This window comes from Actinomadura monticuli, assembly GCF_041463655.1.
GTDB classification, from domain to species: Bacteria; Actinomycetota; Actinomycetes; order Streptosporangiales; family Streptosporangiaceae; genus Spirillospora; species Spirillospora monticuli.
Map to the genome: position 1 here is coordinate 237672 of NZ_JAXCEI010000007.1, position 19685 is coordinate 257356.

At 72.2% G+C, this 19685-nt stretch carries 21 protein-coding genes; 14 read left to right on the top strand and 7 right to left on the bottom strand.

Features of this window, described 5'->3' with window-relative positions:
• The first annotated feature begins 21 nt into the window (after nt 1-21).
• From SM611_RS18065 to SM611_RS18085, 5 genes are all read left to right on the top strand, one after another.
• On the top strand, nt 22-528 hold the full coding sequence (locus SM611_RS18065; protein ID WP_371950773.1) for a hypothetical protein: 507 nt from the start codon (nt 22-24) through the stop codon (nt 526-528).
• Nucleotides 528-1589 (top strand): peptidoglycan-binding protein, encoded by a 1062-nt coding sequence (locus SM611_RS18070; protein ID WP_371950774.1) that lies wholly within the window; start codon nt 528-530, stop codon nt 1587-1589. Before SM611_RS18065 ends, SM611_RS18070 begins: the two co-directional genes overlap by 1 nt.
• Nucleotides 1586-2278: an ABC transporter ATP-binding protein gene (locus SM611_RS18075; RefSeq protein WP_371950775.1), complete on the top strand. Its 693-nt coding sequence runs from the start codon at nt 1586-1588 to the stop codon at nt 2276-2278. Before SM611_RS18070 ends, SM611_RS18075 begins: the two co-directional genes overlap by 4 nt.
• Nucleotides 2275-3480, top strand: coding sequence for an ABC transporter permease (locus SM611_RS18080; RefSeq protein WP_371950776.1), 1206 nt, complete (start codon nt 2275-2277; stop codon nt 3478-3480). Before SM611_RS18075 ends, SM611_RS18080 begins: the two co-directional genes overlap by 4 nt.
• A 67-nt stretch (nt 3481-3547) precedes the next feature.
• On the top strand, nt 3548-4123 hold the full coding sequence (locus SM611_RS18085; protein WP_371950778.1) for an antibiotic biosynthesis monooxygenase: 576 nt from the start codon (nt 3548-3550) through the stop codon (nt 4121-4123).
• On the opposite strand, the gene SM611_RS18090 is transcribed toward SM611_RS18085, so the two are convergent.
• Genes SM611_RS18090 through SM611_RS18100 form a run of 3 tightly spaced genes read right to left on the bottom strand, consistent with a single transcriptional unit; the run spans nt 4124 to nt 7655 of the window.
• Nucleotides 4124-5917, bottom strand: a complete 1794-nt coding sequence (locus SM611_RS18090; protein WP_371950779.1) for a choline/carnitine O-acyltransferase — start codon at nt 5915-5917, stop codon at nt 4124-4126.
• A gap of 51 nt (nt 5918-5968) precedes the next feature.
• Complete coding sequence (locus tag SM611_RS18095) at nt 5969-6778, bottom strand: class I SAM-dependent methyltransferase (protein WP_371950781.1); 810 nt, start codon at nt 6776-6778, stop codon at nt 5969-5971.
• Between the two features lie 13 nt (nt 6779-6791).
• On the bottom strand, nt 6792-7655 hold the full coding sequence (locus tag SM611_RS18100; RefSeq protein ID WP_371950782.1) for a HalD/BesD family halogenase: 864 nt from the start codon (nt 7653-7655) through the stop codon (nt 6792-6794).
• Nucleotides 7656-7872: 217 nt separating this feature from the next.
• On the opposite strand from SM611_RS18100, the gene SM611_RS18105 reads away from it, so the two are divergent.
• Nucleotides 7873-8361 carry an MSMEG_6728 family protein gene (locus SM611_RS18105; RefSeq protein WP_371950783.1) on the top strand — a complete coding sequence of 163 codons (489 nt, stop codon included), beginning with the start codon at nt 7873-7875 and terminating at the stop codon, nt 8359-8361.
• Nucleotides 8362-8399: 38 nt separating this feature from the next.
• Nucleotides 8400-9617 (top strand): PP2C family protein-serine/threonine phosphatase, encoded by a 1218-nt coding sequence (locus SM611_RS18110; protein ID WP_371950785.1) that lies wholly within the window; start codon nt 8400-8402, stop codon nt 9615-9617.
• A 38-nt stretch (nt 9618-9655) separates the two neighbouring features.
• On the opposite strand, the gene SM611_RS18115 is transcribed toward SM611_RS18110, so the two are convergent.
• From SM611_RS18115 to SM611_RS18130, 4 genes are all read right to left on the bottom strand, one after another.
• Nucleotides 9656-10627, bottom strand: coding sequence for an alpha/beta hydrolase (locus tag SM611_RS18115; RefSeq protein WP_371950786.1), 972 nt, complete (start codon nt 10625-10627; stop codon nt 9656-9658).
• Between the two features lie 201 nt (nt 10628-10828).
• A complete protein-coding gene (locus SM611_RS18120) occupies nt 10829-12172 on the bottom strand; it encodes a zinc metalloprotease (RefSeq protein ID WP_371950787.1) in 1344 nt (447 codons plus the stop codon).
• On the bottom strand, nt 12172-12420 hold the full coding sequence (locus SM611_RS18125) for a hypothetical protein (RefSeq protein WP_371950788.1): 249 nt from the start codon (nt 12418-12420) through the stop codon (nt 12172-12174). The genes SM611_RS18120 and SM611_RS18125 overlap by 1 nt, the downstream gene beginning before the upstream one ends.
• A gap of 100 nt (nt 12421-12520) precedes the next feature.
• A complete protein-coding gene (locus SM611_RS18130; RefSeq protein ID WP_371950789.1) occupies nt 12521-12772 on the bottom strand; it encodes a hypothetical protein in 252 nt (83 codons plus the stop codon).
• Nucleotides 12773-12997: 225 nt separating this feature from the next.
• Here SM611_RS18130 and SM611_RS18135 point away from each other — a divergent pair, with 225 nt between their 5' ends.
• From SM611_RS18135 to SM611_RS18165, 7 genes are all read left to right on the top strand, one after another.
• A complete protein-coding gene (locus SM611_RS18135; protein WP_371950790.1) occupies nt 12998-13534 on the top strand; it encodes a ferritin-like domain-containing protein in 537 nt (178 codons plus the stop codon).
• Between the two features lie 641 nt (nt 13535-14175).
• Nucleotides 14176-14670 (top strand): PraA/PraB family alkane oxidation protein activator, encoded by a 495-nt coding sequence (locus SM611_RS18140; RefSeq protein WP_371950791.1) that lies wholly within the window; start codon nt 14176-14178, stop codon nt 14668-14670.
• Between the two features lie 314 nt (nt 14671-14984).
• Nucleotides 14985-16235, top strand: a complete 1251-nt coding sequence (locus tag SM611_RS18145; RefSeq protein ID WP_371950792.1) for an alpha/beta hydrolase — start codon at nt 14985-14987, stop codon at nt 16233-16235.
• A gap of 57 nt (nt 16236-16292) precedes the next feature.
• Nucleotides 16293-17246, top strand: a complete 954-nt coding sequence (locus SM611_RS18150; RefSeq protein WP_371950793.1) for a DUF5954 family protein — start codon at nt 16293-16295, stop codon at nt 17244-17246.
• Nucleotides 17247-17257: 11 nt separating this feature from the next.
• On the top strand, nt 17258-17815 hold the full coding sequence (locus SM611_RS18155; RefSeq protein ID WP_371950794.1) for a hypothetical protein: 558 nt from the start codon (nt 17258-17260) through the stop codon (nt 17813-17815).
• Between the two features lie 125 nt (nt 17816-17940).
• Nucleotides 17941-18768: a VOC family protein gene (locus SM611_RS18160; RefSeq protein ID WP_371950795.1), complete on the top strand. Its 828-nt coding sequence runs from the start codon at nt 17941-17943 to the stop codon at nt 18766-18768.
• Nucleotides 18769-18889: 121 nt separating this feature from the next.
• Nucleotides 18890-19678 (top strand): VOC family protein, encoded by a 789-nt coding sequence (locus SM611_RS18165; RefSeq protein WP_371950797.1) that lies wholly within the window; start codon nt 18890-18892, stop codon nt 19676-19678.
• Nucleotides 19679-19685: the final 7 nt, after the last annotated feature.

The following is a 19685-nucleotide window of genomic DNA, read 5'->3' on the forward strand; positions in this document are numbered from 1 at the left end:
GCCGCGACGCGAGGAGGAGACATGCGACTGCGGATTCTGGCGGTGCTGCCGCTCGCGCTGGCGCTGACCCTGGCCGGCTGCGGCTCGGACGGCGAGGACGACACCGGGGTGGCGTCGGCGGGCGGCGCGAAGCAGACCGCCGCGGCCGGCGGCGGCGCGACGCCGAACCCGGACGAGATGGGCGTGAAGTTCGCCCAGTGCATGCGCGAGCACGGCGTCGACATGGACGACCCCGAGCCCGGCAAGGGCGTCCAGATCAAGGTCAAGGGCAAGAAGGAGACCATCGACAAGGCCATGGAGGCGTGCCGGCAGTACAACCCGCAGGCCAACGCGACCGGCGCGCCGGACCCGAAGATGCAGGAGCGGGCCCGCGAGCACGCCGAGTGCATGCGGCAGAACGGCGTGGAGGCGTTCCCCGACCCGGAGCCGGGGCAGCGCGGCATCCGGATCGACGCCAAGGTCGGCGACGACCCCGACTTCGAGGCCGCCCAGCAGAAGTGCCAGAAGATCCTCCAGGGCGGGAAGTGATGAGGTCGCGGCCCCTGCTGGCGCTCGCGGTCGGCGTTCTCGTCGCGGCCGGCGGGACCGCGACCGTGGCGGCGCTCGGCGGCGGCGACTCCGGCGGCGCGCCGCCCTCGGCGCTGCCGCCCGGCACGGTGAAGGTGGCGCGGCAGACGCTCGACGACGCCCAGACCGAGGACGGGCGCCTCGGGTACGGGCCGGTGTCCGCCGCGACGAGCCAGCTGCGCGGGACGCTGACCCGGCTCCCGGACAGCGGGGACGAGATCACGCGCGGCCACGAGCTGTACGAGGTGGACGGCGACCCCGTCGTCCTGATGTACGGGTCGAAGCCGTCCTACCGGCCGCTGACGGTCGGCACCGAGGGGTCGGACGTGGAGCGGTTCGAGAAGAACCTCAGCGCGCTCGGCTACGACGGCTTCACCGTGGACGGCGAGTACACCTCCGGCACGGCCGGCGCCGTCCGGGAATGGCAGGACGACATCGGCGTGGCGGAGACCGGCGTCGTCGACCTCGGACGCGTCGCGTACGCGGCCGGGCCCGTCCGGGTCGACAGCGTCCAGGCGAACCCCGGCGAGCCCGCCGCGCCCGGCAAGAAGGTGCTCGCCTACACCGGCACCGGCCAGGCCGTCACCGTCGAGCTGGACACCGCCGACCAGCGCATGGCGAGGAAGGGCGCGAAGGTCACCGTGACGCTGCCCGAGAACGAGACCGTCACGGCCGAGATCGACGAGGTCACGACCGTGATCGACCAGGGCGAGCAGGGCCAGGACCCGGAGACGAAGGCCGAGGTGACGATCTGGCTCGACTCCGCCAAGGCGAGGAAGGCCGCCGCCCGGTACGCGCTCGCCTCGGTCGACGTCACGTTCACGGCGGGCGAGCGGAAGGACGTGCTGACCGTCCCGGTCACGGCGCTGGTCGCGCTGAGCGAGGGCGGTTTCGGGGTGGAGGTCGTCAGGGGCGCGGCGTCCGCGTACGTCCCGGTCGAGACCGGGCTGTTCGCGGACGGCAAGGTCGAGGTCTCCGGCGCGGGGATCACTGAGGGCACGGTCGTGGGGGTGCCGAAATGATCACGTTGCGGGACGTGACGAAGAGCTATCCGGGCGGCGTCCACGCCCTCGCCGGGGTGTCGCTGCACATCGGCGCGGGCGAGCTGGTCGCGATCGCCGGGCCGTCCGGGTCGGGCAAGTCGACGATGCTGAACGTCCTCGGCACGCTGGACCGCCCGACATCGGGCAGCGTCCATATCGACGGCCACGACGTGGGGCGGCTCCCGGACGGCAGGCTGTCGGCGCTGCGCGCGACCCGCATCGGGTTCGTCTTCCAGCACTTCCACCTGGCGGCGGGCACGCGGGCGCTCGACAACGTCGCGGACGGCCTCCTCTACACCGGGCTGCGCGCGCCCGCCCGGCGCCGGCGGGCCGCCGCCGCGCTGGAGCGGGTCGGGCTCGGCCACCGGCTGGACCACGAGCCGCACGAGCTGTCCGGCGGGGAGCGGCAGCGGGTCGCGATCGCGCGGGCGGTCGCCGGGGAGCCCGCGCTGCTGCTCGCGGACGAGCCGACCGGCGCGCTGGACTCGGCGTCCGGGGACGGGGTGATGGCGCTGCTGCGCGAGCTGCACGCCGCCGGCACCACCGTCGTCGTCATCACCCACGACCGGGAGATCGCCGCCGGGCTGCCGCGCCGCGTCCGGATGCGCGACGGCCGCGTCGTCGCCGACTCCGCGGACGCCGGCGCGCCGATCGGGGCGGCGACGTGACGGCCGGGACGCTGCGGCCCGCGCGGCTGTGGCCGGGGGACGTGGTCAAGGTCGGCGCGGTCGGGCTGCGGACGCGCCCGATGCGGGCGTTCCTGTCCGCGCTCGGCATCGCGATCGGGATCGCCGCGATGGTCGCCGTCGTCGGCGTGTCCTCGTCGTCGCGCGCCGAGCTGGACCGGGCCCTCGCGGCCCTCGGCACCAACCTGCTGACGGTCTCGCCCGGCAGCACGCTGACCGGCGAGCAGGCGCAGCTGCCGCTGGAGTCGGAGCGGATGGTCGCCCGGATCGCCCCGGTACGCCAGGTGTCGGCGATCGGGCTGCTGGACGGCGTGAAGGTCTACCGGAGCAGCAGGATCCCCGAGACGGAGACGAACGGGATCGCCGCCTACGCCGCCCGCACCGACCTGCGCGACGCGACGGGCGCGGAGCTGAGCCACGGCGTCTGGCTGAACACCGCGACCGGGGAGTTCCCGGCGGTGGTGCTCGGCGCGACGGCCGCCGAACGGCTCGGCATCGGGCACGCGGCCCCGGACGTCCAGGTGGTCGTCGGCGGCCGGGGCTTCACCGTGATCGGCATCCTCGCGCCGGTGCCGCTGGCGCCCGAGCTGGACACGGCCGCGCTGGTCGGCTGGCCGGCGGCGGGTTCCCGGCTCGGCTTCGACGGGCATCCGACGACGGTCTACACCCGGTCGGCGGAGGCGAGCGTCGAGGACGTCCGCGGGGTGCTCGGCGCGACCGCGAACCCGGAGGCGCCGAACGAGGTCGAGGTGTCGCGGCCGTCGGACGCCCTCGCCGCCAAGCAGGCGGCGGGTGAGGCGTTCACCGGCCTGCTCCTCGGCCTCGGCGCGGTGGCGCTGCTCGTCGGGGGCGTCGGGGTCGCCAACACCATGGTCATCTCGGTGCTGGAGCGACGCTCGGAGATCGGCCTGCGCCGCTCCCTCGGCGCGACGCGCGGCCAGATACGCACGCAGTTCCTCGCCGAGTCGCTGCTGCTGTCGGCGCTGGGCGGGGTCGGCGGCGCGCTCATCGGGACGCTCGTGACCGCCGGCTACGCCCTTTACCAGGGCTGGCCGGTGGTGGTGCCCGCCTGGGCGGTGCTCGGCGGCCTCGCGGCGACGCTGGTCATCGGCGCGGTGGCCGGCCTGTACCCGGCGATCCGGGCGTCCCGCCTCAGCCCCACCGAGGCGCTCGCCGCCGCTTGACCCCGGGCCGGCGCGCATGGGCGGGGCCGCCGCGCATGGACGAGGCGGGACGGGTGAGATGTCCGGCATGGGAGAACCGGAGACCGAGCCCGTCACGCTCGTCGTCACCTGGGACGTGACGCCCGGCAGGGAGCGCGACTTCGAGGAGTGGGCGGAGGGGCTCCACGAGGTCGCCACCGCGCAACCGGGCCACCGGGGGGCCACGTGGCTGCGCGCCGAGGGGTCGCGGCACCGGTACTACACGGTCGTGAACTTCGACGACCAGGGCACGCTCGACCGGTGGCTGCGCTCCGCCGACCGGGCCGAGTGGTTCGCCCGGCTCCGCGGCATCGCCGAGGAGCACCAGCGGGGCACGACCGGGCTGGAGACGTGGTTCAGCCTGCCCGGCGAGTCGGTCCCCGCGCCGTCGAAGGCGAAGATGGTCGCCGTCACCTTCTGCGCGGTCTATCCGCTGAGCCTGCTGCTGAACGCGTTCGCGACCCCGCTGACGCGGGCGTGGCCGGTGCCGCTGCAGGCGCTGGTGTTCCCGGTGATCGTGATCCCGCTGCTCACCGTGCTCATCATGCCCGCGCTCAGCCGGCTGCTGCGGCGCTGGCTGTACCCGGCCGGGCGGATCCACCGGCCCGCCCGGCCGGGCCGCTGATCAGGCCAGCAGCTCGCGCAGCTCCCGCACCGCCTCGCGGAGCCGGTCCGCGAACGCGTGCATGGCGTCCGCCACGGGCCGCGGGGTGCTCAGGTAGGCGTTGAAGCGGTCGGGGAGGAGGACGTAGGCGACCCCGATGCACTGCTCGCTCGTCGACCCGAACCCGAAGTACCGGATGTTGACCGACGGCGCCGAGCTGGTGCTGAGGTAGTCGTCCCGCATCGTGAGCCAGCCCGGCGAGTCGAACAGCGGGAGCGGCCCGGTGACGCCGAGCTCGGCGCCGCGCCGCTTCTGGATCAGCTGGAGCTCCCAGAGGTGCTGCTCGGGCGCCTGCCCGGCCTGGCACTCCTTCGCGCGGCGGACGTGCGCCTCGGCCGCCGCGCGGAACGCCTCCCGGCGGGCCTCCCGGCCGGCCGCGGGGTCGTCTATGGTCTCGACGAAGCGGAGCACCTCGGGGGTGACCACGCGCATCGCCTCGGTGCGCCCGTGCCGGTACTGGCGGGTGGCGATCGACTCGTAGGTGGTGCCGGTGAGGCCCTTCGCGCGCCGGTGGGCGAGCTGGTAGGCCATCTGGACGAACGCGTCCGGGGACGTCTTCAGGCGCTTGGCCTCGTCGGCGCCGAAGTCGTCCAGCGAGACGGTGGTGGTGGCGGTCGCGGCGGCGTAGGCGGCGAAGGACGCCGCCGCGTCCTGGATGTCCTTGCGCAGGTCGTCGTCCAGGACGAACTCGATCGGCGCGGTGGCGGGCAGGCCCTGCGAGGCGGCGCCCGACCGCCGGGAAAGCTCCGCCGGGGACGCGCCGAGCACGGCGTCCACGAAGCTGAGGATCGTGGTGCCGTCCAGGCCGCAGTGCTCGACGTTGATGCCCGCGGTTCCGTCGCCGAACACGACGAACGACACGGCCTTGTCGAACCAGCGGTTGCCGCTGTCGCCGTGGAGCAGGTGGTCGCAGGCGTCGAGGGCGTCCGCGGGCGTGAAGTCCTCCAGGCAGACGCAGAACAGCGCCGTCTCGACGTCGTCGAGCGCCGTGCCGTTGCCGAGCGCCAGCAGCGCCTCGCGGCTCGCCGCCCACTCGGCGCGGGCCTTGGTGGTGAGGTGCCCGGTGGACGGCTCCGAAGCCGCCTCCGCCTTCATGATCGCGTCGAGGCCGGCGCGGAGCTCGTCGAGGGTGTGCGGACGGCCGTCCGGCCCGAGCACGTCCATCCGGATCATGTTGCCGCGGAAGAACACCAGGATGTGCCGGGCGGTGGACGGGCCGGGCCACGCGTCGGTGTACGGCGCGCGGACGGTGTCCTGCTCGGCGCCGGGGATCCGGGTCGTGGAGAACAGGAACCGGTTCTGCACCATCGACTGCGGCCGGCCGCGCTGCACGGCCGGCGGGACGCGCTCCTCGTCCAGCCGCAGCTTGTAGTCGAGCGCCCCGGCGATCAGCCCGGCCGCCCGCTCCGCCTGGCCCTCGGGCGACTCCTTGAACAGGAAGAAGAAGTTCGCGTTCAGCGCGATCCGGTCGCGGCGGCCGAGGTAGCGGTACGGCCAGAACGTGTCGAGCCAGCTGTGCACGCCCTCCGCCGCGTCGTAGCGTTCGAGCGCCGCGTGCAGCGTGCGGCCGGGGCCGTCCGGGCGGGCGAACGCGGCCAGCGCCGACTCCGTCCGGGCCCGCTCGTCGGCGGTCAGCAGCGGGCCGCACCACTCCAGGAACCGCTCGCAGGTGGCGTCGAGCGTGGGCAGCGGCACGCGCGGCAGGCGCGCCTCGTTTCCGAAGGTGCGGGACGAGAGTTCTTCGCTGGCGTTCACTTCGTTCCTCGGGTTCAGGTGTCGGTCGCGCGGATGTCGGTCGCGCGCGGGTCAGTCACGGGGACGGGAAAGGTAGAGCTGCGCGTAGTACCAGCCTTCGGTCTCCAGGCCGCCCGCGTCGACGCCGGCGTCCGAGAGGCGGTCCAGGACGGACGCCTGCTCCTCCGCCGTCGCGAACCGCCGCTGCCTGAACAGCCCGTCGCGGCGGACGGTCTCGTACCCGGCGGCGGCCAGGACGTCGGCGATCGGGTCGAACGGGAACATGCGCAGGATGAAATGGGCCATCCACGGCGGGCGGCGCCCGGCGGCCTCCACGATCCGGGAGATGGTGCGTTCGGTGACGTAGCCGAGGCAGCCGGTGGAGATGACCAGGTCCGTCGCCGCGAGCCGCGCGCGCTGCTCGTCGGTCGGCTCGGCGTTCTCCAGGTCGGCGTGGACGGCGCCGTCGAGGAATCCCGCTTCGAGCGCGTAGGAAAGGGCGCTGTCGGAGGCGTCCAGCCCGAGGAAACGGACGCGATTAGCAGATCCACCGGAATCGACCAGCTCCCGGTCGCGGTTCAGCAGTTCGGCCCGCGTGCACCGGTGCGCGCCGGGGCCGCTGTAGCGATCGTACAGCTCGGCCATCGTCGCGCCGTGTTTCACCAGGGCCGCGTTGATGCCGTACGAGCAGCCGATGTCCAGAACGGTCGGGACCGGAACCCCGCGCGCCTCCCGGTATTCGGCGATGAACCGCTGGAAGTGCGGTTTCGCCAGTTCCGGGATGTTGTAGTCGAGGTCGCGGAGCGTGCTGAAGTAGGCGCGGGGATCGGGACGCGTGTAGATGTGGTCGAGCGAGATCTTGCCTGTGGTGTCGACGCGCAAGAAACGGCCTCTCCTAGTCCAGCAACTGGTCCACCCGGACGGCGCGCCCCTCCGCCGCCAGATGCTCGGGCAGCACGCGGCCGAAGAGCTGCCTCGTGCGCGCGACGCTGCCGATGACCCCCGGGCGCTCGCTGTAGGCGAAGATCGCCGTGTGCCGCGCCGTGTCCCCCTGGACCGTGCTCACCCGGTGCAGCGAGTACCGCCCCTTGAACAGCTGCAGGTCGCCGGGCCGCAGCGTGAGCCGCCGGACGAGCCGGCCGCCGCGCCCGGTGAGCACGTCCCGGACGTCGCCGAAGTTCTCCCGCTCCGCCGTCCTGATGTTCGGGCAGTACTCGAAGACGCCGCCGTCGTCCGGCTCCTGCGTGAGCAGGCTGACGGTGAACTCGTTGGTGTCGAAGTGCCAGGGGTGCTCCATCCCCGGCTTGACGACGTTGAGGCACAGCCCCGACAGCGGGTCGCCCAGCTCGTGCACCCGCGGCAGCCCGAAGCAGCTCGCCACGAACCGCTGGAACAGCCCGCTCGAATACAGCCGGTGGACGATGGAGTCCGCCGGGATGCGGTCGCGCGCGACGAACGCGTTGCCGCGCTCGACGGTGATGCGCCCCGGATGGCCGTCCGGCAATGGCGTGTCCACGTCGATGTTGTAGGCGTTCACCGTTTCGACGTCATAATGGGCGGAGGGCGCGATCTCCGCGCATTCCGCGCGCAGCGCGTCCTGCAATGCCGGACGAATGAAGTCGGGCAGCACGCAGCACCCGGATTTCGCCAGCTCGTCCCGGGTACGGGAAACGACCGCGTTCCAGCCGGCGCCGCCCGGCTCGGCCAGCGGATAGCGTTCCGTGTCGGCCACCTGTGCGAGAGCCTCCGCCGCGCCCATGACGTACCTCCGCCTCGCCGAACCTGAGACGGGTTTTAGCACAGTCCTTCCTGGAATTCCCGGTCGCGCTTTCCGGGGCGGTTTGTCGGGAAACGATAAGCCCGGCCCGTGACCTGTGCCTTCGAACGGTCCCGGGCCCGCGGCCCTGCGCCCGCCGGTGTGTCCCATCTCACCAACCGCCCCGGCCGGGGACCGCGGGGCGGGGTAGGGAGGGGGCATGCAGACCTTTCTGCCGTACGCGGACTTCGCCGAGAGCGCCCGCGTGCTGGACCGGCGCAGGCTCGGCAAGCAGCGGGTCGAGACGATCCAGGTGCTGCGGGCGCTCACCGTGCCGGGCTACGGCTGGCGGCGCCACCCGGCGGCGCTGATGTGGACGGGGTACGAGGAGGCGCTCGTCCGCTATGGCCTGGACGTCTGCGACCGCTGGTGCGTCCTCGGCCACGCCGACACCTGCGCGGGGACGCTGGTCGCCGACCTGGCCGAGGCGACGGGGGTGCGCAAGCCGCGGCGGCAGGACCGGCTGGCCGCGGCGGGGGAGCTGCCGCCCTGGCTGGGCGACCCGGCGTTCCATCTCAGCCACCGGTCCGCGCTCGTCCGCAAGGATCCCGGCTTCTACGGGCCCGTCTTCCCCGGCGTCCCGGACGATCTTCCGTACGTCTGGCCCGCCTCCGACCGCAGGCCACATGAGGCGGAAGCGGGCGGGTAGGGATAGCCGCAGAGCCGAGACCGTAGGGCGGCGAGCCGATGCTGAGAGAGCTGGTGGCGGCCAGCCACCTGATGTCCATGGAGCAACTGCCGGGCGCGGTGGCCCGGCACGCCGCCGCCGTCGGCCTGCACGACGTGGTGATCTACGTCGTCGACCTTCAGCAGACGGTGCTGCGGCTGCTGACCGGCAAGGGGCCCGACGCCGGCGCGGACCCCGGCGCGGAGAGCCCGGAGCTCAAGATCGAGGGCACGATCGCGGGCCGGGTGTTCCAGACCATGACGCCGGTGGTCGGCCAGGTGTTCGACGACGGCACCTGCCAGTACTGGCTGCCGATCCTCGACGGGGCCGAGCGGATCGGCGTCATCAGGACCACCATCCGCCGGGACGACGCGGGGCTGATGGAGGACGCCGAGTACCTGGCCGGGATGATCGCGCTGATCATCGTCAGCAAGGGGCCGTACAGCGACTCCCTCTCCCGGCTGGTGCGGACCCGGAAGATGACGGTGTCGGCGGACATGCAGTGGCGGCTGCTGCCGCCGCTGACCTTCGCCAACGACCGGGTGGTCGTCAGCGCGGCGCTGGAACCGGCCTACCGGCTGGGCGGCGACACCTTCGACTACGCGATCGCCGGCGACACCGTGCACTTCGGGGTCTTCGACGCCATGGGGCACGACACCACCGCCGGGCTCACGGCCAGCCTCGCCATCGCCGCCTTCCGCAACGGCCGGATCCAGGGAGGGGACCTGATCGAGATCGGGCGGGCGATCGAGGAGGTGCTCACCGAGCAGGACGCCAGCGGGCGGTTCGTGACGGCCGTCCTGGCCGAGCTCGACATCCGGTCCGGCGTCCTGTCGTGGGCGACCTACGGCCATCCCCCGCCGGTCGTCATCCGCAAGGGCCGCTGGGTCACCACGCTCGAATGCCAGCCGGGCACCCCGCTCGGCACCGGCCTCGGCGTCGCCCCCACGCTGTGCTCGGAGCAGCTCGAACCGGGCGACCGCGTCCTGCTCTACACCGACGGCATCGTGGAGGCCCGCGACCCGGACAAGCAGGAGTTCGGGCTGCACCGCTTCATCGACTTCCTGATCAAGCGGAACGCCGACGGGCTGTCCGCGCCGGAGACGCTGCGGCGCCTCGTCCACAACATCCTGGAGCACCATGCGGGCCGGCTGGACGACGACGCCACCGTCCTGCTCGTCGAATGGCACGGCTCGTCCGGGAAGGAGGCCGTCCTGGAGGCGCTGGGGCAGTCCTGACCCGGCGCCCCCGGGACCCGGCCGGTTCCCGGTCGGGCCTAGCCGATCCCGAGCGCGTCCGTCAGCATCGGGTACGCCTCGTGCAGGTCCCGCTGCCAGTACGGCCAGTCGTGCTGCCCGTCGAAGAACCGCGCGGTCACCGGGACACCGAGGTCGCGCAGCCGGTCCACGAACGCGTGCGCGTTGTCGTCAGCGGCGGCCTCCACCGGGTCGGTGAACGGCATCCCGCCGAGCGACCCGGCCCTGCCGTTGCCGCTCGCCACCCACAGCCGGACGCCGCGCAGCCGCGCCGCGAGATCGGTCGGGTTGTGCGCGCGCCAGATCGCCGCCTGGTCGTCGGGGTCGCCCCACACCCGCCGCCAGTCGGTGCCGGGGCAGGCGAAGGACGGCCCCCATCCGGTCGAGTCGTCGCCCGGTTCGTGGCCGTGGAGGGTGTCGACGTAGCCGCTGAACGCCGCCGCGGCCCTGAACACGCCGGGGAACCGGGCCGCGTACAGCATGGCGCCGAGACCGCCCATGGAATTGCCCGCGACGACGCGGTCCCGCCCGGCGTGGTAATCGCTTTCGAGAATGGTCCGGAGTTCGGTCATGTGGAACGTCTCCCATTGCGGGGAGCCGCCGCGCCCGTAGTTCCACCAGTTGGAGTAATTGCCGCAGCGGCCGCCGTTCGGCATGACGACCATGACGCCGCTGCGGGCGGTGAGCCGCGCGACGTCGGTGTCGCGCGTCCAGGCGGTGTAGTCGTCGACGCCGCCGTGCAGCAGCCACAGGGTGGGCCAGGTGCGGCGCGCGTCCTTCGACCAGCTGGAGGGGAGCAGCAGACGGACCTTCTGGGTGCCGTCCATGGCCGGGGAGTCGATGGTCAGGTCAACGGTACGGGACGCGACGGACGTCTCGGCGACGACCCGCGCGCCATCCGCGGCGGCCGTGGTGGAACGATCCACGAGCGGGGCCGGGGTGAGCAGTGCGAAGGCCCCCAGCCATGCGGCGGGGGTGCTGCGACGAAGCAATGCGGGGCCTTCCGGAAACACCGGCGGGGGGTGGGCCGGCCTTGGCGAGGAAAGGGGAGCGCCGTGGTGCGGCCTATTGCTCTCCTTACTCGGAGTGGATTCCCGGAGGATGTGCTTCCGAAGCGCGAATTGAAAGGCATATAAAATGCATTCGAACGCCGGACGCCCCGGGCGGGGCGTCCGGCGCTCGGACGGTCGTGCTCAGGCGTCCGGCACCGGCCGCGGCGCGGGTCCCTGGATGTAGCGGACGGCCCACCGCACCAGCCGGCGGCCGATCCCGAAGAAGATCAGCGCGAGCCCGGCCACCGGCAGCACGAGCAGCACGATCTGCAGCCCGGAGGTGACCAGCTCCAGCGCGCCCGCCCCCGCCGACGCCTCCGCGGCCAGCCGGCGCATCATCCACCAGTCCTTGCTGAGGAGGCTGGGGATCTGGTACATGATCAGCCCGACCTGGAACAGCAGCATGGGGATGACGACCAGCACCCACAGCGTCACGAAGACCTGCGGCCAGCGCTTCAGGTCGTTCAGCCGCGCGTCGGCCGGGCGCCGCAGCAGCGTCCGCTTCAGGATGGGCCCGATGTACTTGAACAGGTCGGGGATGCCGACCAGGTCCGACATGATGTAGTACCCGTCGAACCGCAGCGTCGGCAGCAGCTGCTGGATCATCTCCAGGTTGACGTACAGGACGGCGATGAGCAGCGGCTCGAACCCCGTCTGCAGGTACAGCAGCGTCAGCCCGATGACGAAGATCGCGTTGAAGTACACCCCGGCGAGGTCGGCGCGCAGCCGCCCGCCGCGTCCGAGCCGGTACGACTCGGTGATGTCGGTGTAGAAGGCGGGCCACACGAGGTAGATCCCGCAGCCCATCGCGCCGGGCCGGACGCCCCCGTACCGGCAGGCGGTCGCGTGCCCGACCTCGTGGAACGCGCAGGAGGCGACCCCGAGCGCCATGACCAGCAGGATGCTGACCGGGTTCATGATCGCCAGCGAGATCGCCTCGGCGATCGACCGGGAGCTGAACACCCACGCCTCGCTCGCCAGGAACCCGGCGACCATGACCACCATCACCACGGGCCGGAACAGCCAGGCGAACAGGCCGCCGACGAACCAGGTGAACGACTCGGGGAACACCGCGACCTTGAACTTCAGCGCCAGCCACGGGTCGGCCTTCGCCAGCGTCGCGGGCGTGCCGTCGCTGTAGGTGGTGACGCCGAGGGGGGCGAGCTTGCGGTCGACGAGGTAGACGAGCTGCTCGGCGGTCAGCCGGGCGCCGGCCTCCCGGCTCACCGCGTCCGCCACCCGGTCGAGCGCCTCGCCGACGTCGGTCCCCGCGAGGTCCCGGTGGTCGTGCAGCGCCTTGGCGACGCTGAACAGCAGCGGCGGCAGCCGGACGAGCTGCCGGTTCGGCAGCTCGACCAGCTGCGGCGGCTCCCGGTAGCCGGAGTTCTTGAACTCGCCGACGAACTCCGCGCCCTCGGTGAGCGAGGGCAGGGTGAGCGCCCGGGGCTCGCCGCCGTCCACGTCCGGAATCGCTGGAGTGCTCATCAGTGGTGGTCGGCCACGGTGGCCGGGACGCAGGTCAGCGTGGAGTAGGGCGCCTGGGCCAGCAGGCCCGTGCCGAGCAGGCCGGTGGTCCCCGGCGAGTACGTCGACTGGCAGGCGTACATGACGGTCGTGGAGCCGCCGTCGTCGCCGCCGCGCGGGGCCGACAGCGCCAGCCGCGGCGGCAGTACGTCCGCGTCGAGGCGGTCGAGCTCGGCGTAGCTGATGTTCTGCGGTTGTTCGAGGCTCATATGACAGCTTTCGCGTGTGCGGGAAGAAGGGGGAAGGGCTGGCATTCGAACGCCAGCCCTTCCCGTCGCGGGCCGGAGCCCGCGGTTACATCGAGGCGACTCAGCCGTTGTTGACGGCCGTCGTGCCCGGCAGGCAGCTGTGGCTGACGGTCGGGTTCTGCGAGTTGAGGCCCAGCGCCGACAGGAGGCCGGCGTTCTGCTGGTTGTTGGTGCTCACGCAGGAGTTCTGCACGACGGTGGTGCTGTCGTCGTCACCGTGGCCACCCCCGACGAGGAGGGTGGACAGGACGGCGCGCTCCGGCAGGACCTCGCCGGCCAGCAGGTCCAGCTCGGTGTAGTTGAAGGACTTCATGTGGTTCCTTTTCTTCCTTGTCACGCCCGGATCTCAAGGTGGATACCGGATGTCCCTTCCTCACCGCGGGTCGCGGAGAGGTAGCTCTACGTATAGCACGTGTCACGGACCGTGGCCAAGTACAGGGCGTCCAGGCGTCGCCTCACGCCGTTTCGCGTGCCGGGGCATGGGGCGCCGGATCTGGGTACCACGCCTACGTCCAGCGCGTGATCAGGAGGAGGGGGCATGGCCGACAACGGCTTCAGCATCGACGTGGCGGCGATCCGGGAGCGCGCCCGGCAGAAGATGGCCGACGGGCCGGTGACCGCCGGGTACCGCAGGAGCGCCGAGGAGGTCGTCGGCGTCCTCAACGACGTCCTCGCCACCGAGATCGTCTGCTGGATGCGCTACGCGCAGCACGCGATCAGCGCGACCGGCATCGACCGCGCGCAGGTCGCCGCGGAGTTCAGCGAGCACGCGGACGAGGAGCGCGAGCACGCGATGCGCGCCGCGGAGCGCATCAGCCAGCTCGGCGGCGACCCCGACTTCGACCCGAAGACGCTCGCCGAGCGCGCCCACACCACCTACGTGACGTTCGACGACGGCGACCTGAGGGGCATGCTCCAGGAGAACCTGGTCGCCGAGCGGATCGTCATCGAGTCCTACCAGGAGATCATCCGCTGGCTCGGCGACGGCGATGTCACGACGCGCCGGATCATGGAGGACATCCTCGCCCAGGAGGAGGAGCACGCCGACGACCTCATGGACCTGCTCGGGAACTGACCGCCTCCTGAAGGTTCGGCCCCGCACCTGGGCGGAGGCCGACCTCCTCCCCGTCCTCCGCGAGCGCTTCGGCTGACCCGCGGCTGCCGGAAATGCCGACTTGCGAGGAATCTCCAGATCAGAGATACCAGCCCGCTGGAGTCCGACGCGGATTCTCAGTGCGATCAGCGTGGATGCGAAATTTCACAACCGCTCGAACACTCCTCGTGACCTCGCGCGAGTCCAGCGTTGTGTAACCGGTTCTCACTGGCATTGCCTGGGCGGTCGCCGCCGTTGCCGAAGAGGGCGGGGCCGAGGGGACTGGACATGCTCCAGGCGGCGGTTATGTCTGCATCCTGCATGGATGGCTACTTACGGACGTACAAAACGGCATTTTATGATCGCTGTCATTACCAGATAACGGTAGAGTCGTGTTGGGTATTGACGGCCCTATGACCCTTGTCTATCTTCTCTGTTAGAACGCGTTCTACTCCGGATGGAACCCATGTCGAAGGAGACGGTGCGGTTCCCCCGGGCCCCGGTCCCTGAATCACGGCGACTTCTCCCACCGGCCATGGGCGGAGTTCCGCATGGGTCAGTGGACCTCCCACCCCACCCCCCGGGTGCAGGCGCGACGCCCAACGTTCGAAGTGAGGACCCCCTTGTCTCGCACCACGAAGTTCGCCGCGGTCGCGGCCTCCGCAGCAGCCGCGGCCACCGCCGTCGTCGGCCTGACGGCCGCGCCCGCCCTGGCCGTGACGCCCGGGGCGTTCACCGCCACCCTCCAAGGCAACATGGTGATCAACGCCGGAGTCTCGGCCACCTGCACCAGCTCCGTCCTGAAGGGCACCGTCGCCGCGAACGGCACCACCACGTCCTACACCTCCGCCACCGCCGGCGGCTGTGGGGTCACCGTGACCCCCGGCGGCCTGCCCTGGAGCGGCAGCATCAGCGGCGGCGTCGTCAAGATCAACGGCTTCAAGATGAGCGCGATCGGCTGCACCTACAGCGGGAACCTGACCGGCAGCTACACGCCCTCGACCGCGAACTTCCCGCTCACCGTCACCTTCAGCAACCAGACCGTCACAAAGTCGAGCGGCTTGCTCTGCCCCTCCTCGGCCACGGTCACCGCCACGTACAAGTACACCCAGCCCTAACCCCCGGCGGGGGCGGCGTCCGGCCCTGACGTCGACCGGCCCCACCCCTCCAGGACCGGCCCCACCGCTCGAACCGTGACCCCGGCAGGTACCGCCGGGGTCACGGCGCTCGCCCGCACAGAGGACGGTGGACGTCCGGCCGCCGCGCACACGCCGGGCTGGACGTGGGGCGCGCGCGGGAAATGGCCTTGCCCGGCTTGTCTCGCCTTTATTGCATTTTTTGCCAATACTTGCGGGTGTGACGTCCGGGACAGTAGTTTCTTCCGGACGAGCAGAGCGTCGGGCCGGGGGTGGCCCGAGCGGCTGGGGAGTCCATGAAGAAGCGTACCGACAGGAAGATCGCCATCGCGGGCACCGCGGCGGCGGCCGTACTGCTGCCCACCGTCATGGTCGGCCTGGCCCAGGCCGGTATCGGCGTCCCGACGGGCAAGTCGGAGGCGTCGGGCAACTCGCAGCCGGTCCCCTCGTTCGAGCCGGCGACGCAGCCGTCGGCGCCCGCGACGTCCCCGAGCGGATCGCCGAAGGCGGCGCCGAAGCTGCCGAGCCTCCCGCTGAACAGCAACCCGTTCAAGACGGGCGGCGGCTCGCCCAGCACCAACGACCCCGACAGCAACCGCGGCAGCCACGGCCAGAAGCCGCACATGCCGTCCGGCGGCGGCTCCGGCAAGTACGCCAAGGCCCCGGACGGCGCCGCCATCACCGGGGTCAAGAAGATCAACTCGCGGCAGTTCGACGTCACGATCGCCTCGCCGGCGCTCGGCGCCGCGGTGAAGACCCGCGTGATGATCCCCAAGGGCTGGACGTCCAGCACCACCAAGACGTGGCCGGTCGTGTACGCCTACCACGGCGGCAGCAACAACTACACGTCCTGGACCAAGGACTCCAACATCGAGCAGATCATCGGCCCTTACAACGCGATGGTCGTGATGCCCGAGGGCGGCTGGAACGGCTCGTACACCAACTGGTGGAACGGCGGCAAGGGCGGCATCCCCGAGTGGGAGACCTTCCACATCAACGAGGTCATCCCGCTGATGGAGCGCAACTTCCACGCGGGCGGCGTGCGCGCCGCGATCGGCCTGTCGTCCGGCGGGCAGGGCGCCATCACCTACGCCGAGCGCCACCCGGGCAAGTTCAAGTACGCCGCGTCCTACAGCGGCGCCCTCAACATCACCGCCCCGGGCATGCCGGTCATCCTGACGTCCATGAACCGGGAGGCGGGCACCGCCATCTGGGGCGACCCGATCACCGCGCAGGCGAACTGGCGGGCGCACGACGCCACCGTCAACGTGGCCAAGCTCAAGGGCATCGGCGTCTACGTCTCCTGCGGCAACGGCCAGCCCGGCCCCTACGACCCCGCGAGCGCCCCGCCGACCGACGCGGGACGGATCGGCGAGCAGCTCGCCGGGACGATGAACGAGAACTTCGTCGCGGCGGCGAAGCGGGCGGGCGTCCCGATCACCGCCAACCTCTACGGGCCCGGCATGCACAACTGGAAGTACTGGAAGGTCGAGCTTGCCAAGAGCTGGCCGAAGATCGCGGCCAGCATCGGCGCCCGCAAGTCCTGACCGGCCGGAATCGGGGAAACACGAGCGGTGCGCACGGTCCCCTGTGACGATGGAAGCATGAGGGGCAGCGACGGTGCGGCCCTCGCCGGCGATCTCCCGCTCCCGCCGCCGGCGAGCGGATCGGCGCGGCTCGGCGACGCGCGCGCCCGGCTGACGCATCCCGAGGTGCGCTGGTACGGCGCGACGTACGGGGTGATGGAGCGGGTTCCCGGCGGCTGGATGATGTCCGGGATGGAGCGGACCACTCCGCAGGACGCGCGCGACTCGCTCGGCTGGTGGTTCCGGGGCATGGCGCGCGACGGCGACGTCCCCGAGAGCGTCCGCGCGGAGTACCGGCGCGGCGCGGCCCGGCTCGACGGCGATCTGCCCGGCTCCGGGCCGGCGGGCGACAGGCCGGACGAGCTGACCGTCGCCGGGCGCGTGTTCCGCGTGGTGCGCGCCGACCGGTTCTGCCGGTTCGGCCCGGACGGCCCGGAACCGCCCCGCGCCGACGACCCCGACGCGCTGCCCGAGCCCCGCACCCGGCGCGACGCGCACCGGTTCGACCACGGCCTGCTGCCGGAGGCGGAGGTCCCCGGGTCCGCCGCCCTGTTCGGGGAACGCTGGGAGCACGTCCCCGAGGGCCCGCTGGTCCCGCCCGGGGCGACCCGCGACGCCCGCCGGGCGCTCGGCACCCACCCCGGGATCGCCCGGCTGCCGACCCGGTTCGCCCTCGCCGAGGAGGACGCCGGCCGGTGGCCGGCGCACGGCCCGTTCCTGCACAGCCCCGCCGCCGTCCGCGAGCACCTGGCCGCGTACCTCGACCTGGTCGTGCCGCTGCGCGGGGCGTCCCCGCACGACCTCGCCGCCTGCCGCGCCGCCGCCGGCCGGCTGCGCGACGGCACCCGCCCGGCCGAGGTCGCCGTCCTCAGCCGCCGCTTCCGGGTGGTCCGCGTCGACTACGTCGTGCGCCGCGGCCCGGACGGCCCCGAGCCGCCCCGCCCCTCCGAGCAGGACCTCGAGAACCGGTAGCGTGTCCGCCGATGCACGGATTCGCGCGGCGGGAGTTCCAGCTCGTGCTGCTCCGCCGGATGGCCGACTACCAGCCCGGCCTCGTCGAGGACGCGATGCGCGCGCTCGGCGCGTCCCGCACCGAGATGCGGGAGGTCAACGCCCGCTGGCAGCGCGTCCTGCGGTCCCGGACGTTCCCGCGCGGGCGGCGCCGCTACGAGACCGTCCTCGGCCCGGCCGCCGGCGCCGCGGAGCGCCGGATCGGCGATGTCGCCTGCGAGACGGCGTGGTGGCCGCCGCTGCCGCTCTGGCCCGGACTCCGCTTCGAGATCATGATGGCGCCGGACGGCTCGGTCATGCAGGAGTGGCTCGTCCGCGACGACGGCGTCCCCGTGCCGGACCTGCGGAGCGTCGACGACCTCGTCCCTTGGTCGTGCGTGGTGGGCGACGTCGACGCCCGGTTCGGTGCGGTCGCCCACCAGGACGGTGACGCGCCGAGCCGGTGGCACGCCACGATCACCGCGCCGGACGGAACGGCGTTCGTCGCGCACTTCGTCTGGGGCCTCCTCCAGACCGTCGTGAGCGCCTGAGAACACGCGGGCGGGCGCGAGAACGCGCGGGCGGGCGCCGAATTGCCGAATCTTGGGCCCGCCTTGGCGAGCGCCCTTGCCGCCCACATCGCGGAGATTGCGCGTACGTCCCTAGCGTGAGGCTCATGGACGCATCGGACAGCGGGCGGGGCACGACGGGACACGTCCTCGGGACGCCCTTCTGGGTCGAGATCGCGAGTCCCGACGTCGATGCGTCGCGCCGCTTCTACGGCGAGCTGTTCGGCTGGTACGCCTACACGCTGACCATCGGCGAGTACGGGGACTACGTGGTCTTCACGCTCCGCGACATCAACGGTCCGGGGGTCGGCAGCATGCAGCGGCTGGCGGACGACACGCAGGCGCCGTCCTGGTCGTGCTACTTCTACACCGCCGACCTGGAGGCCACGCTCGACGACGTCCGGTCCGCGGGAGGGGACACGCTGATGGACCCCGTCAACGTCGCCCAGATGGGGAACGCCGCACTGTGCTCGGACACGCAGGGCGCCGAGTTCGCGCTGTGGGAGCCGCTGGAGCCTGATCTGGTACCCGTCGCCGGCGAGCCGGGGACGATGTGCTGGGCGGAGCTGGCCGCGAGGGACATCCAGGCGGCCCGCCGCTTCTACGGCGCCGTGTTCGGCTGGAAGGCCGTCGACCGCGACTACTACGGCGCCGTCTACACCGACTGGGAGGTGGACGGCTGGCCGGCGGCGGGCATGGTGGCGATGGACGAGCGCTGGCCGCCGGACTACCCGGCCCACTGGATCCCGTACTTCCAGGTGGCCGACTGCGACGCGTCCGCGGCGCTGGCGGTGGAGCTGGGCGCCAGGATCCGCGTCCCGCCGAGCGACGTGCAGAACGGCCGCTTCTCGATCCTGACGGACCCGACGGGCGTCCGCTTCGCCGTCCTGGAGCCGAACCCGGAGGCCCGCGCCAGGTTCGATCCGCGCCGCTGATCGCGCCCCCGGTGCCCGGCCGCCGGACTCGTCAACATTTGGGTGATCTTGGCGATTCCCGACAGCGCAGATTGCGCGCCCGTCCCTAGCGTGGAGGGATGCGAGCTGTCAGGGACCGGCGATGCCCGAGATGACCTCCTACCCCCCTGGCTTCCCGACCTGGGCGGAACTGGCCAGCCCGGCCCCGGAGCGGTCGAAGGACTTCTACCGGGACCTGTTCGGCTGGTACTCCTACACGCTCACCGCCGACGTCGGGGAATACGAGATCTTCACCCTCGGCGACGTCCAGGGACCGGAGGTCGGCGGCATGCTGACCCTCGACGACGACTCCCTGCCCTCCTCGTGGTCGTGCTATTTCCGCACCGACGACATCCCGGCGTGCCTGGACTCCGTCCGCGCCGCGGGCGGTCTGGTCCTGGTCGAGCCGACCGACGTCGCCGACCTCGGGCGGATGGCCGTCTGCTCCGACCCGGAGGGCGCCGACTTCGCCCTCTGGTACCCCTACCGCCTGCAGGGCGCGGGCGCCGCGCGTGAGCCGTCCACGCTGTGCTGGGTGGAGCTGGCCTCCCGCGAGTTCCACGCCGCCCGCGCCTTCTACGGCGCCGTGTTCGGCTGGAAGGCCGTCGACCGCGACTACTACGGCACCGTCTACACGAACTGGAAGATCGGCGACTGGTCCGTGGCGGGCTTGGTGGCGATGGACGAGCGCTGGCCGCCGGACTACCCGGCCCACTGGATCCCGTACTTCCAGGTGGCCGACTGCGACGCGTCCACGGCGAAGGCCGCCGAACTGGGCGGCCGCGTCCGCATCCCGCCGGCGGACGTCGAACCGGGCCGCTTCTCCATGGTCACCGACCCGACGGGCGCCCGCCTGGCCCTCCTGACCCCCACCGCGGCTTCGGGCCGCTGACCTCGCC

Bases quoted from the DNA above. Each gene is read 5' to 3' on its own strand.
- SM611_RS18070 (WP_371950774.1), top strand. From the start codon at position 528: ATGAGGTCGCGGCCCCTGCTGGCGCTCGCGGTCGGCGTTCTCGTCGCG.
- SM611_RS18100 (WP_371950782.1), bottom strand. From the start codon at position 7,655: ATGGGCGCGGCGGAGGCTCTCGCACAGGTGGCCGACACGGAACGCTAT.
- SM611_RS18160 (WP_371950795.1), top strand. From the start codon at position 17,941: ATGGACGCATCGGACAGCGGGCGGGGCACGACGGGACACGTCCTCGGG.
- SM611_RS18130 (WP_371950789.1), bottom strand. From the start codon at position 12,772: ATGAAGTCCTTCAACTACACCGAGCTGGACCTGCTGGCCGGCGAGGTC.
- SM611_RS18150 (WP_371950793.1), top strand. From the start codon at position 16,293: ATGAGGGGCAGCGACGGTGCGGCCCTCGCCGGCGATCTCCCGCTCCCG.
- SM611_RS18135 (WP_371950790.1), top strand. From the start codon at position 12,998: ATGGCCGACAACGGCTTCAGCATCGACGTGGCGGCGATCCGGGAGCGC.
- SM611_RS18155 (WP_371950794.1), top strand. From the start codon at position 17,258: ATGCACGGATTCGCGCGGCGGGAGTTCCAGCTCGTGCTGCTCCGCCGG.
- SM611_RS18110 (WP_371950785.1), top strand. From the start codon at position 8,400: ATGCTGAGAGAGCTGGTGGCGGCCAGCCACCTGATGTCCATGGAGCAA.
- SM611_RS18125 (WP_371950788.1), bottom strand. From the start codon at position 12,420: ATGAGCCTCGAACAACCGCAGAACATCAGCTACGCCGAGCTCGACCGC.
- SM611_RS18085 (WP_371950778.1), top strand. From the start codon at position 3,548: ATGGGAGAACCGGAGACCGAGCCCGTCACGCTCGTCGTCACCTGGGAC.
- SM611_RS18145 (WP_371950792.1), top strand. From the start codon at position 14,985: ATGAAGAAGCGTACCGACAGGAAGATCGCCATCGCGGGCACCGCGGCG.
- SM611_RS18120 (WP_371950787.1), bottom strand. From the start codon at position 12,172: ATGAGCACTCCAGCGATTCCGGACGTGGACGGCGGCGAGCCCCGGGCG.
- SM611_RS18105 (WP_371950783.1), top strand. From the start codon at position 7,873: ATGCAGACCTTTCTGCCGTACGCGGACTTCGCCGAGAGCGCCCGCGTG.
- SM611_RS18065 (WP_371950773.1), top strand. From the start codon at position 22: ATGCGACTGCGGATTCTGGCGGTGCTGCCGCTCGCGCTGGCGCTGACC.
- SM611_RS18075 (WP_371950775.1), top strand. From the start codon at position 1,586: ATGATCACGTTGCGGGACGTGACGAAGAGCTATCCGGGCGGCGTCCAC.
- SM611_RS18165 (WP_371950797.1), top strand. From the start codon at position 18,890: ATGCCCGAGATGACCTCCTACCCCCCTGGCTTCCCGACCTGGGCGGAA.